Origin of the sequence: Megamonas funiformis, assembly GCF_010669225.1 — a bacterium.
Taxonomy (GTDB): Bacteria; Bacillota; Negativicutes; order Selenomonadales; family Selenomonadaceae; genus Megamonas; species Megamonas funiformis.
In genome coordinates this window covers 1,305,611-1,320,382 of sequence record NZ_CP048627.1, presented here as the reverse complement: position 1 = coordinate 1,320,382, position 14,772 = coordinate 1,305,611, and the positions used below count along the sequence as shown (strand labels likewise).

Annotated in this window: 12 protein-coding genes; 10 read left to right on the top strand and 2 right to left on the bottom strand. The window is 31.3% G+C overall.

The window, feature by feature from the left end; genetic code table 11:
- The first annotated feature begins 73 nt into the window (after window positions 1-73).
- The 7 genes from purF (at window position 74) to GXM21_RS06620 (ending at window position 9,135) form a co-directional block, all read left to right on the top strand.
- Complete coding sequence (gene purF / locus GXM21_RS06650) at window positions 74-1,507, top strand: amidophosphoribosyltransferase (RefSeq protein ID WP_008537820.1); 1,434 nt, start codon at window positions 74-76, stop codon at window positions 1,505-1,507.
- Between the two features lie 22 nt (window positions 1,508-1,529).
- Window positions 1,530-2,597: a phosphoribosylformylglycinamidine cyclo-ligase gene (gene purM, locus GXM21_RS06645; protein WP_008537821.1), complete on the top strand. Its 1,068-nt coding sequence runs from the start codon at window positions 1,530-1,532 to the stop codon at window positions 2,595-2,597.
- Window positions 2,590-3,204 (top strand): phosphoribosylglycinamide formyltransferase, encoded by a 615-nt coding sequence (gene purN / locus GXM21_RS06640; protein ID WP_008537822.1) that lies wholly within the window; start codon window positions 2,590-2,592, stop codon window positions 3,202-3,204. The genes purM and purN overlap by 8 nt, the downstream gene beginning before the upstream one ends.
- A gap of 34 nt (window positions 3,205-3,238) precedes the next feature.
- Window positions 3,239-3,832, top strand: a complete 594-nt coding sequence (locus tag GXM21_RS06635; protein ID WP_008537823.1) for an IMP cyclohydrolase — start codon at window positions 3,239-3,241, stop codon at window positions 3,830-3,832.
- A gap of 87 nt (window positions 3,833-3,919) precedes the next feature.
- A complete protein-coding gene (purD, locus tag GXM21_RS06630; RefSeq protein WP_008537824.1) occupies window positions 3,920-5,191 on the top strand; it encodes a phosphoribosylamine--glycine ligase in 1,272 nt (423 codons plus the stop codon).
- Between the two features lie 356 nt (window positions 5,192-5,547).
- On the top strand, window positions 5,548-5,886 hold the full coding sequence (locus GXM21_RS06625; RefSeq protein ID WP_008537825.1) for a helix-turn-helix domain-containing protein: 339 nt from the start codon (window positions 5,548-5,550) through the stop codon (window positions 5,884-5,886).
- A 327-nt stretch (window positions 5,887-6,213) separates the two neighbouring features.
- Window positions 6,214-9,135 (top strand): insulinase family protein, encoded by a 2,922-nt coding sequence (locus GXM21_RS06620; RefSeq protein WP_008537826.1) that lies wholly within the window; start codon window positions 6,214-6,216, stop codon window positions 9,133-9,135.
- Between the two features lie 196 nt (window positions 9,136-9,331).
- Here GXM21_RS06620 and GXM21_RS13215 read toward each other — a convergent pair whose 3' ends face one another.
- Window positions 9,332-9,592 (bottom strand): hypothetical protein, encoded by a 261-nt coding sequence (locus GXM21_RS13215; RefSeq protein ID WP_208854421.1) that lies wholly within the window; start codon window positions 9,590-9,592, stop codon window positions 9,332-9,334.
- The gene (gene mgtA / locus GXM21_RS06615) at window positions 9,585-11,468 is read right to left on the bottom strand and encodes a magnesium-translocating P-type ATPase (protein ID WP_008537828.1); all 1,884 of its coding nucleotides are present in this window, start codon (window positions 11,466-11,468) and stop codon (window positions 9,585-9,587) included. Before mgtA ends, GXM21_RS13215 begins: the two co-directional genes overlap by 8 nt.
- Window positions 11,469-11,701: 233 nt before the next feature.
- On the opposite strand from mgtA, the gene GXM21_RS06610 reads away from it, so the two are divergent.
- The 3 genes from GXM21_RS06610 to GXM21_RS06600 all read left to right on the top strand — a co-directional run bounded on the left by GXM21_RS06610 (window position 11,702) and on the right by GXM21_RS06600 (window position 14,726).
- The gene (locus tag GXM21_RS06610; protein WP_008537829.1) at window positions 11,702-13,315 is read left to right on the top strand and encodes an MBL fold metallo-hydrolase RNA specificity domain-containing protein; all 1,614 of its coding nucleotides are present in this window, start codon (window positions 11,702-11,704) and stop codon (window positions 13,313-13,315) included.
- Between the two features lie 104 nt (window positions 13,316-13,419).
- The gene (locus GXM21_RS06605) at window positions 13,420-13,764 is read left to right on the top strand and encodes a DUF1292 domain-containing protein (protein ID WP_008537831.1); all 345 of its coding nucleotides are present in this window, start codon (window positions 13,420-13,422) and stop codon (window positions 13,762-13,764) included.
- 101 nt (window positions 13,765-13,865) lie between these two features.
- Complete coding sequence (locus GXM21_RS06600; protein WP_008537832.1) at window positions 13,866-14,726, top strand: DUF4261 domain-containing protein; 861 nt, start codon at window positions 13,866-13,868, stop codon at window positions 14,724-14,726.
- Window positions 14,727-14,772 lie beyond the last annotated feature (46 nt).

Here is a 14,772-nt window from a genome sequence, read left to right as displayed (position 1 = left end):
TAGTATTCTTAATTTATATTGTATGTATTGAGTAGGTTTATGATTAAAATATATGTATAGGAGAATGTAACTAATGGTTGACATTACGTCAAATAAGTGGAAAGAAGAATGTGGCGTCTTTGGTGTATTTTCTCGTACTGAAGATGTTTCTATGTTAACATATCTTGGGTTGTATGCACTTCAACATCGTGGTCAAGAAAGTGCTGGTATAGCTGTTACTGATGGCGCTTGGATGGACGTTACTCGTGATATGGGGCTGGTAAATGAAGTATTTCGTCATCAATTACCTCATATGGAAAATCAATATATTGCTATTGGTCATGTACGTTATTCAACAACTGGCTCTAGCTTATTATCAAATACACAACCTTTAATTGCTAATTATTCCGGCGGAAAAATTAGTTTAGCCCATAATGGTAATTTAACAAATGCAGCTGAACTTCGTCGTTACTTAGAAGAACAAGGTACAATTTTTCAAACTTCTATAGATACAGAAGTAATCGTTAATCTTATCGCACGTTCTCGTAAATCAAGTATTGAGGAAAAAATCATTGAAAGTGTACAACAAGTAAAAGGTGCTTTTTGCTTGGCTATTATGACTGAAAATAAATTAATAGCTGTACGTGATCCACAAGGATTTAGACCTCTTTGCATCGGTAAAACAGAAGAAGGTTCTTGGATAATTTCTTCTGAATCTTGTGGTCTTGATGTTGTAGGTGCAGAATTTATTAGAGATGTTGAACCAGGCGAAATGATTGTCATGGGTGATGATGGTTTAAAATCCTATAAATACACAACTCCAGAGAAAAAAGCTGCATGTGTTTTCGAATATATATATTTTGCTCGTCCAGATAGTGTAATTGATGGACAAAGTGTTCATGCTGCTCGTTTTATGATGGGTCGCATGCTTGCTCGTGAAAGTAAATTCAAAGGTGATATTGTTATATCTGTACCAGACTCTGGTAATACAGCTGCTACAGGTTTTGCTTATGAATCAGGCATTCCATTTTGCGAAGGCTTAATCAAAAATCGTTATATTGGACGTACATTTATTCAGCCAACACAGAAAAAACGTGATACAGCTGTTCGCTTAAAATTAAATGCTATAGCTGAAGCTGTTCGTGGTAAATCTGTTATTATGGTAGATGATTCTATCGTTCGTGGTACTACTAGTGGTAAAATCGTAAAAATGCTTCGCAAAGCAGGTGCAAAAGAAGTTCATATGTGCATTAGTTCTCCACCAATTGGCTATCCTTGCTACTATGGTATTGATACTTCTGTACGTAAAGAATTAATCGCTGCAACTAAATCAGTTGAAGAAATTCGTCAATTTATAGGTGCAGATTCTTTACATTTCCTTTCCTTGGAAGGTCTTAAAGCTTCTATGACAACAGCTAATCCTGAAGATATGTGTTATGCTTGCTTTAACAATGCTTATCCAATTGAAATGTCAAAAGAAACAGTAACTGGTGCTGATAAATACGTATTTGAACAAAGAGCAAAATAATTTGCACTTTTTGGAGGTTAACATGACTGATAATAAACAGACAAATCTTACGTATCGTGATTCTGGTGTTGATATTGATGCTGGAAATTATTCTGTAAAACTTATAAAAGATAGCGTAAAAGCAACATATCGTCCAGAAGTTTTAGGTGATTTAGGCGGTTTTGGTGGTCTTTTTGCTTTAAATAGTGGAAAATATAAAGAACCTGTATTAGTATCTGGTACTGATGGTGTTGGTACAAAATTACGTCTTGCATTTATGCTTGATAAACATGATACTATTGGTCAAGATGCTGTAGCTATGTGCGTAAATGATATCTTAGTGCAAGGTGCAGAACCACTTTATTTCTTAGATTATCTTGCTGTAGGAAAATTAGATCCAGAAAAAGTAGCTACTGTAGTAAAAGGTGTAGCTGGTGCTTGTAAAGAATCTGGCTGTGCTTTAATCGGTGGTGAAACTGCTGAAATGGCTGGTTTTTATGCTGATGGCGAATATGATATTGCTGGTTTTGCTGTTGGTGTAGTGGATAAAGCTAATATCATCACTGGTGAAAAAATCAAAGCTGGCGATGTTTTGTTAGGTATTCCTTCTAGTGGTGTACATTCTAATGGTTATTCTTTAGTTCGTAAAATCTGCTTTGATGTAAAAGGTTTTAAAGGTGAAGAAAAATTCCCAGAATTAAATGGCAAAACATTAGGCGAAGAACTTTTAACACCTACACGTCTTTATCCATCTGTTTGCTTACCATTAATTGAAAAATATGATATTCATGGTATGGTACATGTAACTGGTGGCGGTTTCTATGAAAATATTTCCCGCATTTTACCAGAAGGTACTGGCGTTGAAGTAGATGCTAGCACATGGGAAATGCCAGCAATCTTCAAACTCTTACAAGCTTGGGGTAATGTAGATTGGCATGAAATGTACCGTGTATTCAATATGGGTATCGGTATGATTTTACTTGTATCTGAAGAAGAAGCAGCTAAAATTCAAGAAGACCTCAAAGCAAAAGGCGAAAAATCCTATATTATTGGTAAAGTTGTTGAAGGCAACCAAACTGTAGAAGTAAAAGGCGGAGTTTTCAATGAATAACCAAATAATTTTAGGTGTATTGGCTTCTGGTCGTGGTAGTGATTTACAATCTATCATTGATGCAATTGAAAATGGTCAGATTAAAACTAAAATAGGTGTTGTACTAACTGATAAACCAGAAGCAATGGCATTAGAACGCGCTAGAAAAGCAGGCATTCCTGCTGTTTGCGTTGATCGAAAAAAATGTTCTACAAAAGAAGAATTTGAACAAAAACTTGTAGAACAATTAAAAAAATACAATGTAGGTCTAGTTGTTTTAGCTGGATTTATGCGTATTTTAAGCCCTTATTTTGTCAATGAATTTAAAAATTGTATTTTAAATATACACCCATCATTATTACCTTCTTTTGGTGGAGCTCATGCTCATCGTGATGTTTTAGCATATGGTGTGAAAGTATCTGGTTGCACTGTGCATTTTGTAGATGAAGGTATGGACAGTGGCCCTATCATCATGCAAAAAGCAGTACCTGTTTTAGATGATGATACAGAAGAAACTTTATCTGCTAGAGTGCTTGAACAAGAACATATAATATATCCAAAAGTTATTGAATTGTATTTAGCAGGAAAAATACATGTCAATGGTCGTCATGTGACGATTGATGATTGATTTTATATAATCACATTAAGAGGAGGCTTTTATTATGCCTATTAAAAGAGCGTTATTAAGTGTTTCTGACAAAACTGGTATTGTAGAATTTGCACGTAAACTTCATGAAGCTGGTGTAGAAATCATTTCTACTGGTGGAACAATGAAAGCAATTGACGATGCTGGTATACCTGTTACTTATGTTAGTGATGTAACTAAATTCCCTGAAATTATGGATGGTCGTGTAAAAACTTTAAATCCATATATTCATGGTGGTATTTTAGCTGTTCGTGATAATCAAAGTCATGTAGCACAAATGCAAAAATTTAATATTCAACCTATTGATTTAGTTGTTGTAAATTTATATCCATTCCGTGAAACTATAGAAAAACCAAATGTAACTCTTGCTGAAGCAGTAGAAAATATCGATATCGGTGGTCCTGCAATGATTCGTGCTGCTGCAAAAAATTTCAAATTTGTTACAGTTGTAGTAAATCCTAAACATTATGATGAAGTTGCTGAAATGATAGCTAAAGATGGTTGCACTACAGGAAAATTCCGTATGCAATTAGCTCAAGAAGCTTTCTGTCATACATCTCATTATGATGATTGCATTCAAGAATATCTTACAGCTCAGTTAAGCAAATAATATATTTTAGCGCACTTATTGATATGCTAATAATTGGCACTATTTAAGTGCGTTTTCTTTTAATAAGTTTAATAAGGGGGTTATATTTTGGATATTTTAGTTATTGGTAGTGGTGGACGTGAACATACACTTACATGGAAATTAGCTCAAAGTAAACTTGTGGATAAAATTTATACTGTGCCAGGAAATCCAGGCATGGAAAAAATAGCACAATGTATACCAGGTTCAGTAGAGGATAATGAATTTTTAGTAAAAGTGGCTCAAGAGAAAAAAGTCGATTTAGTGGTGGTAGGGCCAGAAGTTCCATTGACAAATGGAATTGTTGATGATATGGCTAAAGTGGGAATTGCTTCTTTTGGACCACAAAAAGCTGCTGCTCAATTAGAAGGTTCTAAATCTTTTTCTAAAAATATTATGAAAAAATATGGCATTCCTACTGCAAAATATGAAGTTTTTACAGATGCAGTGGAAGCTAAAAATTATATAGAAAAAGAAGGCGCACCAATAGTAATTAAAGCAGATGGACTTGCTGCTGGTAAAGGTGTTATTGTTGCAGAAACAAAAGAGCAAGCTTTAGAAGCAATTGATGAAATTATGTGCGATAAAACTTTTGGTAATGCTGGTAATAGCGTAGTTATCGAAGAATTTATGGCTGGCGAAGAAGCTTCTGTATTGGCTTTCACTGATGGTGAAACTATTATCCCTATGATACCATCTCAAGACCATAAAAGAGCGTATGACGGCGATAAGGGGCCGAATACAGGCGGTATGGGAACATATGCACCAGCTCCAGTAATCACAGAAGATTTAATGAAGCAGGTACAAACAAAAATTTTAGAGCCAACTATAAAAGCTATGAAACAAGAAGGTTATGAATACAAAGGTTGTTTGTATGCTGGTTTAATGATAACAGCAGAAGGTCCAAAAGTTGTAGAATTTAATGCTCGTTTTGGTGACCCAGAAACACAAGTTGTATTGCCATTGTTAGAAAGTGATTTAGCTGAAATCATGTTAGCTTGTGCAAATGGTACACTTGCAAATTGTGATATAAAATGGAGCAAAAAAGCTGCTGTTTGTGTAGTTATGAGTGCCGGTGGATATCCTGCTAAATATGAAAAAGGCAATGAAATTCTAGGTTTAGATAAGGCTGAAAATGAAAATGTCTTAGTTTTCCATGCTGGTACAGCTAAAAAAGATGGAAAAATTGTAACAAATGGTGGACGTGTATTAGGTGTAGTGGCTTTAGGTGATGATATAAAAACTGCTGTAGATAAAGTTTATACAGATATAAAACTTATTGATTTTAAAGATGTATATTATAGAAAAGATATCGCACATAGAGCTTTTAACCGTAAATAATTAAAATAGTATATATAAAAAAATAAAGGAATAATAGATTGATATTATTCCTTTATTTTTAATTAATTATTGATTTATTTTTTATTGAGATTAGATTATTTTTTTACTACTTATATGATTTTATTGATGAGAACATAGATACATTTGACAATGAATAGCATTACAAAAAATAATTAAATAGTAAAATATCTGTAAAGCTATTAGTTTAATAATGATAACTTTGAATATTTTGTTAATTAGAAAAATAACATATAGTACTAATAAATAGCCTATTATTATCTATTGTATATTGTGTTCAATGCATTTGTACACTTATGATAAGTCTATATGTTAATATATAGGTGGTGGCAATGGTTATGAAGAAGACCGTTGGAGAAAAAATTAGAGCTTTTCGTCAACAAAAAAAATTAACTCAAGAGCAATTAGCTTTAGGAGCTGAAATTAATCCAGTCTTCTTGGGTCATTTGGAACGTAATTTAAAGAGTCCAACAATTACAACATTAGAGAAAATAACAAGAGCTTTAGGAATTACTATGTCTGAATTGTTCTTAGATGTGCCTAACAATGACAGTGAAATCGAGGTTAGACAAGCAAGCATTCAGCATATTAACTATCTCTTAAAAGATTTGTCCAATGAAGAATTGGATAAAATCACAGGTATTTTAAAAGAAATAATTGACTGGAAAAAAATGTAATGACATTTTTAAGTACCTATAATTTTTATTATAGGTACTTTTTTATATTATGTAAAAAATAAATGTAAGAAATACATAAGTGGTTGAGGTTCAGTTATTATAATAGCATATTTTTTATAATTGCAATAGATATTTTTAAGGATTAATTAAGTTTATTGAAGGTTTGCTATTTTAAAGGTATAATATAGATATGCTTTTAATTGTATATGTATGATTTTAAAAAATATCCCATTTCTTCTATCGGGATTATGAATTTTATATAAATTAATTAAGCAAAATCTGCAAATATAATATATTAATTTTATTTTGAATAAAGGAGATATTATTTTGAATTTACAAGAGAAAAATATTTATTGTGGTTTCAGATTGGATAAAATATCCCATATATCTGAAATTTCATCTAATGCATATGAATTTTATCATGAAAAAAGTGGCGCAAAATTATTATTTATAGAAAATAATGATGATAATAAAGTATTTTCTATAACTTTCCGCACTACTCCTACTGATGATACTGGTGTAGCTCATATTGTAGAACATTCCACACTTTGTGGTTCTCGTAAATTTCCTACTAAAGAACCATTTGTGGAATTAGTAAAAGGTTCTTTGAATACTTTTTTAAATGCAATGACATTTCCAGATAAAACTATGTATCCTATAGCTAGCAGAAATGAAAAAGATTTCCGCAATCTTATGGACGTTTATCTTGATGCAGTATTTTATCCAAATATGCGTACAACACCTGAAATCTTAATGCAAGAAGGTTGGCATTATGAAATTGATAATGTAGATGCTCCATTAGCTTATAGTGGTGTAGTTTATAATGAAATGAAAGGTGCATTGTCTTCTCCAGATGGATTATTGGAAAGAAAGATTTTAAATAATCTATATCCTGATACAACATATCAATATGAATCTGGCGGTGATCCTGTAGCTATCCCAGATTTAACACAAGAAATGTTTATTGATTTTCATAGCCGTTATTATCATCCTGCAAATAGTTATATTTATCTTTATGGTGATATGGATATGATGTCAACTTTATCTTTCTTAGATGAAGAATATCTCAGCAATTTTAATAAAATTGAAATCGACTCTCATATTGATGTACAAAAACCATTTACAGCTCGTAAATTGATTAAAGATATTTACCCTATAGCTCCTGGTGAAGCAAAAGAAAATAAAACATTTTTAAGCATGAATTATTCTATTGCAACTTCTTTGGAAAAAGAAAAGATGTTGGCATTTACTGTATTAGAACATGCTTTATTAAAAAGTGAAGCTGCGCCACTTCGCAATGCTTTGATTAAAGCTGGTCTTGGTAGTGATGTAATTTCTTCATTTGATAATGGTATTTTACAGCCAATGTTTAGCATTATCGTCAATGGTTCTGAGGCTAATAAAGTTGATGAATTTACAAAAGTTGTAACTGATACTTTAAATGATATTGTAAAAAATGGCATTGATGATGAATTATTACAGGCTTCTATTAATAGTATGGAATTTAAGCTTCGTGAGGCTGATTTTGGTCAATATCCAAAAGGATTGATTTATAATATTAACCTTATGAATAGCTGGTTATATGATGGTGATGCTACTGTGTATCTCCATTATGAAGAAGCTTTGAAAACTGTAAAACAGTGGGCAAAAGAAGGTAAGTTTGAAGCATTAATTCAAGAATATTTATTGGATAATACTCATAGTCATATTTTGATTTTAGAACCAGATGAAAATGTAATCACTAAACAAGAAAAAGATTTAGCTGATAAATTAGCACAGAAAAAAGCTTCTATGAGTAAAGAAGATATTGAAAAAATTATTGCGGATACTCAAAAATTAAAAGAGCGTCAACGTTCTGTGGATAAACCAGAGGATTTAGAAAAAATTCCATTATTGAAAATTGAAGATATCACTAAACAATGTGATAAATTAATTATTGCTGAAGATGAAATAGCAGATACAAAAGTTTTAAGACATGATATTGATACGAATGGAATTTGTTATTTAAGAATGTTATTTGATATAAGCAATATAGCTTATGAAGATATAAATTATCTATTCTTATTGGAAGAATTCATTGGTAGAACTGCTACAAAAAATTACACATATGAAGCATTGGCTAATGCTGTAAACTTGCATACTGGTGGAATGAGATTTGCTGTAGCTACGTATGATAAAGAGGGCGATGTTGACTCTTATATGCCAAAATTTGTATTTAAAGCTAAAGTTTTGGTAGATAAGATGCCAGAATTGATAAAATTACTACAAGAAATAATTTTCAATAGTTCCTTTACTTCTAAAGAACGTATTAAAGATTTGGCAATGCAATGTCGCAGTGATTTTGAAATGTCAATATTGCGTTCGGGTCATCAGTTAGTTCTTGATGAATTGATGGCATACTTTACACCAAAAGAACGCTATGATAATTTTGGTGACTTAAAATTCTATGCATTTATTAAGAATTTCTTAAATGATTTTGATAATGAATTTAATAAAATGCAAACAGCTTTTGCTAAAATTTTACCAATGATATTTAATAAGGCTAATTTATTGACAAGTATTACTGTATCTAAAAATGATTATAAAAAAGTAATATCTGCAATTAAGCCTTTATTAGAAGTATTGCCAAATGAAACTTATCCAAAACAAGAAATACCATTTGCAGTAGAAAAGAAAAATGAAGGTTTTATCACATCTTCTCAGGTACAATATGTTGCCAAAGGTGCTAATTTCATACGCTTAGGATATAAATATACAGGAGCTATGAAGGTATTAGAAACTATTATGCGTTATGAATATTTGTGGACTAATATTCGTGTTCTTGGCGGAGCTTATGGTGCATTTGTAAAATTCCGTCGTGATGGCAATATGTATTTTGGTTCTTATCGTGATCCTAATTTAGTAGAAACTTTAAATGTATATGATAAAACAGCAGAGTTTTTACGTAATTTTAATGTCAGTGATAGAGAAATGACAAAATATATTATCGGTACAATTAGTAATATTGATATGCCACTTACTCCTGCATTAAAAGGTGAATTAGCTTCTTCTGCGTATATTGCTGAAATGACAGACGAAATGCGTCAGCAACAGCGTGATGAAATTTTAGCTACAACTCAAGAAGATATTAGAGCTTTAGCCGATTTAGTAGATGCTTGCATGAAGGAAAATGCTATCTGTGTTTTAGGTGGAAGCAATAAAGTAAACGAAGCTAAAGATGTATTTAAAACAGTAACTATTATTTTATAATCTAAAAAAAGAAGACTCTCATAGTAATATGAGAGCCTTTTTTTATATATTTTCATTAAATTTATATCCTATTCCCCAAATTGTAATAATGTATCCTGGTAACATTTGCAAAATTAAGATTTGCGACCACATGGATTCTAAAAACCAACCTGTTTGAAATAGTGATATATATATATCGTTTGTAAATGAATGTCTGTTAATTCACTGTATAGTAATCCATTTGTAATAATGCTGAAGCAATAAGAACAGAGAACATATTTCCAAAATTTGAAAATGCTGTTATTTTGATATATTTAATCATATTGGCGTATGTTTTACGACCTTCAATTATACTTTGTTCTAAAACCATTAAATCTTTTTCTAAAAGAATTATATCAGCAGATTCTTTGGTAATATTTACGGCATTGTCTACAGAAATAGCTATATCAGAAGATTTCATTGCAGTGGCATCATTCATCTCCCATGAAACCAACCGTATGACCATTTTGGCGGAGCAATTTTACAATTTTTGCTTTTTGTTCTGGTGATAATTTAGCGAAAACATCAGTTTTTTCTACAGCTATAGCTAAATCTTGTTCTGGTAGTTGCTCAATATCTGAACCAAGTAAAAGATTATTAACTTTTAAACCAACTTGTTTACATATAGAACGAGCAACTTTATCATTATCTCCTGTTAAAACTTTTACTTTAACACCATATTCTTTTAATGCTTTTAAAGCTTTTACAGTTGATTCTTTTGGCGGGTCTAAGAATGCTAGATAGCCAATAAGCACCATATCACATTCATCTGCTATGCTGAATTTATCTATTGGTGATGGATTATTTTTTTGAGCAACAGCTATTACACGCATACCTTTGTCATTTAGTTTATCGACAGTTTTTAGGATTTCTTTTTTGATGCGTTCATCTAACGGTTTAATTTTTCCTTGATATTCAACATGAAAGCAGATAGATAACATTTCTTCGACTGCACCTTTAGTTATCATTTGGCATTTTTGATTTTTGTCCTTTACTACTATAGAAAGGCGACGACGTGAAAAATCGAAAGGTATGTCATCTACTTTTGTATAGGCACTAGATAGATTTATTAAGTTAGGATTATCTTGTTCAATTTCTTCTGTTTTATTGATGATAGCTATATCCATTAAATTTTTATAGCCTGTTTGAAAATAACTATTTAGGTAGGCATGACGTAAGACACGACTATCTTCATTTCCCAGTACATCTAAATGGTATTCTAAAACAACTTTATTCATGGTTAATGTACCAGTTTTATCAGTACAAAGAATATCCATAGCACCAAAATTTTGAATGGAATTTAAGTTTTTTACGATAGTTTTTTTCTTAGACATAGAAACGGCACCTTTAGCTAAGCAAGTAGTAACTATCATAGGTAACATTTCAGGTGTTAAGCCTACAGCAATGGAGATAGCAAATAAAAAAGCTTCTACCCAATCATTTTTAGTTATACCATTGACAAAAAATACTATGGGTACCATAAATAACATAAAACGAATTAAAATCCAAGAGACGGAATTGACACCTTTAGTAAAATTTGTTTCCACAGGTGTAGTAGAAACAGATGAAGCGATTGAACCAAATAAAGTATTATTACCAACACCGATTACTACAGCAGTAGAACTGCCACTTATTACATTACTTCCCATGAATAAAATATTATTATAATCAGTAATAGAAAGATTTTTTTCTTGATAAGTTTTAGCAAATTTTTCTACTGGTTCACTTTCACCTGTTAATGATGCTTGGCTAATGAATAAATCTTTAGCTTCTAAAATTCTAGCATCAGCAGGAATCATATCACCAGCACTTAGATGAATAATATCACCAATTACCACATCTTCTAAAGGAATTTCTGCTTTAGGGCGATATTGTCTAGTAACAGTGCAAGTAGTTGTTATTAAAGATAGAAGTTTTTCGGCTGCATTACCGGAACGGCTTTCTTGAACAAAACGCAAAGAGCCAGATATAAAAACCATTGTAAGAATTATAATAACGGTTACAGGATTTACATCATCAGGGCTATTTTGCATGGTAGGAATAATAATATCAGTAAAAATAGAAACTATAGCCAAACAAAATAAAATTGCTGTAAATGGGTTTATAAAAGCATTGGCAATACGTTTAGTTAAAGATAATTTTTTTCCATGTACAATTTTATTATTGCCATATAAATTACGATGTTCTTTAATGGTTTGTTCACTTAATCCCATAAAAGAAGTGTTAAGAGCTTGTAATATTAGCTTAGTTGAATTGGTGGCACAAAAAATAATCTGTTCGTTCATTTTTTTTAGTGTTTTTGGATTAGTTGTCACAATGCTCCCTCCATAAAAATAAAATTAATAAATCACGTAACAAAGTATAAATTATTTATTTATCTAATCCTATGGCAGAATTCTTGCGATTTTATTACTTTTTTATAAAGATTTGAAAGAGCATATTATTTAATGAGATTTTAATGAAAGTTTTAAAGGGTTTTAATTTGTATTTTTAGAATATATACAGTATAAATAAAACAATCGAAATCCTTAATGAAGGAGGGGTTTTTATGAATTTACAATTTTTAGGTGCGGCTCATACAGTTACAGGTTCTTGTTATTTATTAGAAGCAAATGACCATAAAGTTTTGATTGATTGTGGTATGTTTCAAGGTGCGAGAAATTTACGTGATTTAAACTACAATGATTTTCGTTTTGTACCGTCAGATATAGATTGCGTACTTTTAACTCACGCTCATGTTGACCATTGCGGTCTTATTCCTAAGTTATGTAAACAAGGATTTAAGGGCGATATATATGCGACAAAAGCGACTTGCGATTTAGTAAATATCATGCTCCCAGATAGTGCACATATCCAAGAGTCTGATGCGCAAATAACAAATCGTAAAGGGCAACGTATGGGAAAAACACCAATAGCTCCTTTATATACTATTGATGATGCTATGGCTTCATTAAAACAATTTGTGCCAATTGATTATGATCAAGAAATCAATCCAGTAAAAGGAATACGAGCTATTTATAAAGATGCTGGTCATATCATGGGGTCAGCAATTATTGAAGTTTATGTAACGGAAAATGGCGAAGAAACTAAAATTGTATTTACAGGCGATTTGGGGCAACCTGACCAGCCTATTATAAAAGACCCTACACATATAAAAGAAGCAGATTATTTAGTAATTGAGTCTACTTATGGTGATCGTAAACATCAAATTTATGATAAAGAAACTCCATTAGCAGAAATTATAAATGATACTATGGATAGAGGCGGAAATTTAATTATTCCATCATTTGCAGTTGGTCGTACACAAACAATGTTATATTATCTATTCAAATTATGGAAAGCCAATCGCATAGAGGATTATTCAGTTGTAGTAGATAGCCCACTTGCTGTTGAAGCTACAAGAATTTTTGCCAAGAATACAAAATATTTTGATGATGAAGCAACTGAATATATTAGAAAACATGGTAAATTACCACAGATGCCACAGTTGCGTCTTTGTGAAAGTGCAAATGAATCTAAGGCCTTAAATACAGAAGAAAGTTCACATATTATTTTATCGGCTAGTGGTATGGCGGACGCTGGACGTGTACTTCATCATTTAAAACATAATCTTTGGCGTCCAGAATCTACAATTTTATTTGTAGGTTATCAAGCAGAAGGAAGTTTAGGTAGAAAATTATTAGAAGGCGCTAAAAAAGTAAAAGTCTTAGGTGAAGAAATCAGTGTAAAAGCTAGAATTGTAAATATGGACGGATTTTCTGCTCATGCTGATTATTCACAGATGGAAGAATGGTTACAACATTTAACTATGTATAATGCTAAACAGGTATTTGTAGTACATGGTGAAGCTACTGCTAGTAAAGCTGTAAAAGAAATGATTGAAGAAGAATTCGGCTGGAATGCGTATATTCCATTTTATGCAGATAGAGCTATCATGACGAAGAATACTTGTGAAATCAAAGCTGCTAATATACCTCAAGTATCTGTGGAAAAAGATATGGAAGACTTCTTTGTTGATGTTGATGCAGATTATAGACAATTACGTCGCAGAATTATTAATCTTGTGGTTAAAAATCCAGAACTTATGCCAGCAGCTATGAATACAATTCAAAAAGGTTGGCGATATGTTAAACGTTTATTCAAGGATTTTGGCATTAGCTAAGATTTTTAATGAAATATTTATCTACTTTTTACGATAAATATTTTGGCAAGAAGAAAGAAATATGTTATGATTAGAGTAAAGTTAAATCTTAGGAGGATTATATAATGGAAGAATTAAAAAACAATTCCGTTGTTGAAGAAGATACTGAAGGTACTGTAGTTGTTATTACTGATGAAGAAGGTAATGAATACAATTATGTAGAAGAAATGGTTTTCGATGCAGGTAGCGATAAATATGCTATTTTAGTTAGCATTGATGGCGATGAAGAATGTGAATGCCATGAACATGATGAAGAATGCGGTTGCGAAGAAGAAGTAGATGTAATCTTAGCAAAAATCGTTAAAGATGAAAATGGTGAAGTTGAATATATTGAACCAACAGATGAAGAATTTGAAATTGCTCAACAAGCTTATGAAGAATTAATGGATAAACTTGAAGCAGAAGAATAATCATCTGAAATTGTTTAAAGTTTAATACGTATCAAAGAAGGTACCATAGAAAAATGGTATCTTCTTTTTTGTGAATATAAATTTTTATTTGAGGTAGATTTATGGAAAATTTAGTAGAAAATATTAGTAAATTAGTAGCTATTGAATTGCTTTTTGAAGAAATGCCAACAAGACCTACTGCAAATGCTATTTTTCGTGAAGCTAGAAAAATATTTGGTGATATAAATATCATCAATAGAGATGAAAATGATATTGAATTTAGCGTAGATAAATTTGTAGCATATAATGAAGATAATACAACTTCTCCAGTAGTACTTGCTATGGGAAATATAACAGATTTTGATGATAAAGTAGCTGTAAGTGAATTTGAACGCACACAGATTTGGAATGTAGCTAACAGTGAAGAATTATTGAGTAAATATAAATATGCTGTAAAAATATGGGATGTAAATGCTCAAAGACAAATTCCTAAAGAACGTGCTATTATGTTAGTGGATTGGCTTAATGTAGCTTTAAAATTATATCCTAAATGTCAAGCTATTTGGATAAAATCAGCAGGTAAATTACAATTAGCACAATCCATTAAGAATTTAAAAGAAACAGGTATAGTTAAATATTTATATAGTATGGTTAATATTCGTTTCTTCAATGTGCCTAATACAAATGAATTCATTGTAGATAGTGTAGGATTGGCTAATATTGGTTTAAGTGATGTACAATTCCATTTCAAAGGTATGAACCCTAATAAAGTAGCTAATCTTGCATATAGCTTAGCTCGTTATATTTTGAATAATGATAATATCATGATTAAAGATGGCGATACCATTGATGGCATGAATGATGAGGGCAAAATGACACCAGAAGTTCAATGGATTTGTAGATATGAAGATTCTTTAATCGAACCACTTCGTCCTGTTTTAGATATTGATACTGGTAAATATGCCGCTGGCGATAGAAATTAAAAAAAACACTTTCTAATTTTAGATATTTTCTAAGTTAGAAAGTGTT

Bases quoted from the DNA above. Each gene is read 5' to 3' on its own strand.
- purF (WP_008537820.1), top strand. From the start codon at position 74: ATGGTTGACATTACGTCAAATAAGTGGAAAGAAGAATGTGGCGTCTTT.
- purM (WP_008537821.1), top strand. From the start codon at position 1,530: ATGACTGATAATAAACAGACAAATCTTACGTATCGTGATTCTGGTGTT.
- purN (WP_008537822.1), top strand. From the start codon at position 2,590: ATGAATAACCAAATAATTTTAGGTGTATTGGCTTCTGGTCGTGGTAGT.
- GXM21_RS06635 (WP_008537823.1), top strand. From the start codon at position 3,239: ATGCCTATTAAAAGAGCGTTATTAAGTGTTTCTGACAAAACTGGTATT.
- GXM21_RS06625 (WP_008537825.1), top strand. From the start codon at position 5,548: ATGAAGAAGACCGTTGGAGAAAAAATTAGAGCTTTTCGTCAACAAAAA.
- GXM21_RS13215 (WP_208854421.1), bottom strand. From the start codon at position 9,592: ATGAATGATGCCACTGCAATGAAATCTTCTGATATAGCTATTTCTGTA.
- GXM21_RS06610 (WP_008537829.1), top strand. From the start codon at position 11,702: ATGAATTTACAATTTTTAGGTGCGGCTCATACAGTTACAGGTTCTTGT.
- GXM21_RS06605 (WP_008537831.1), top strand. From the start codon at position 13,420: ATGGAAGAATTAAAAAACAATTCCGTTGTTGAAGAAGATACTGAAGGT.
- GXM21_RS06600 (WP_008537832.1), top strand. From the start codon at position 13,866: ATGGAAAATTTAGTAGAAAATATTAGTAAATTAGTAGCTATTGAATTG.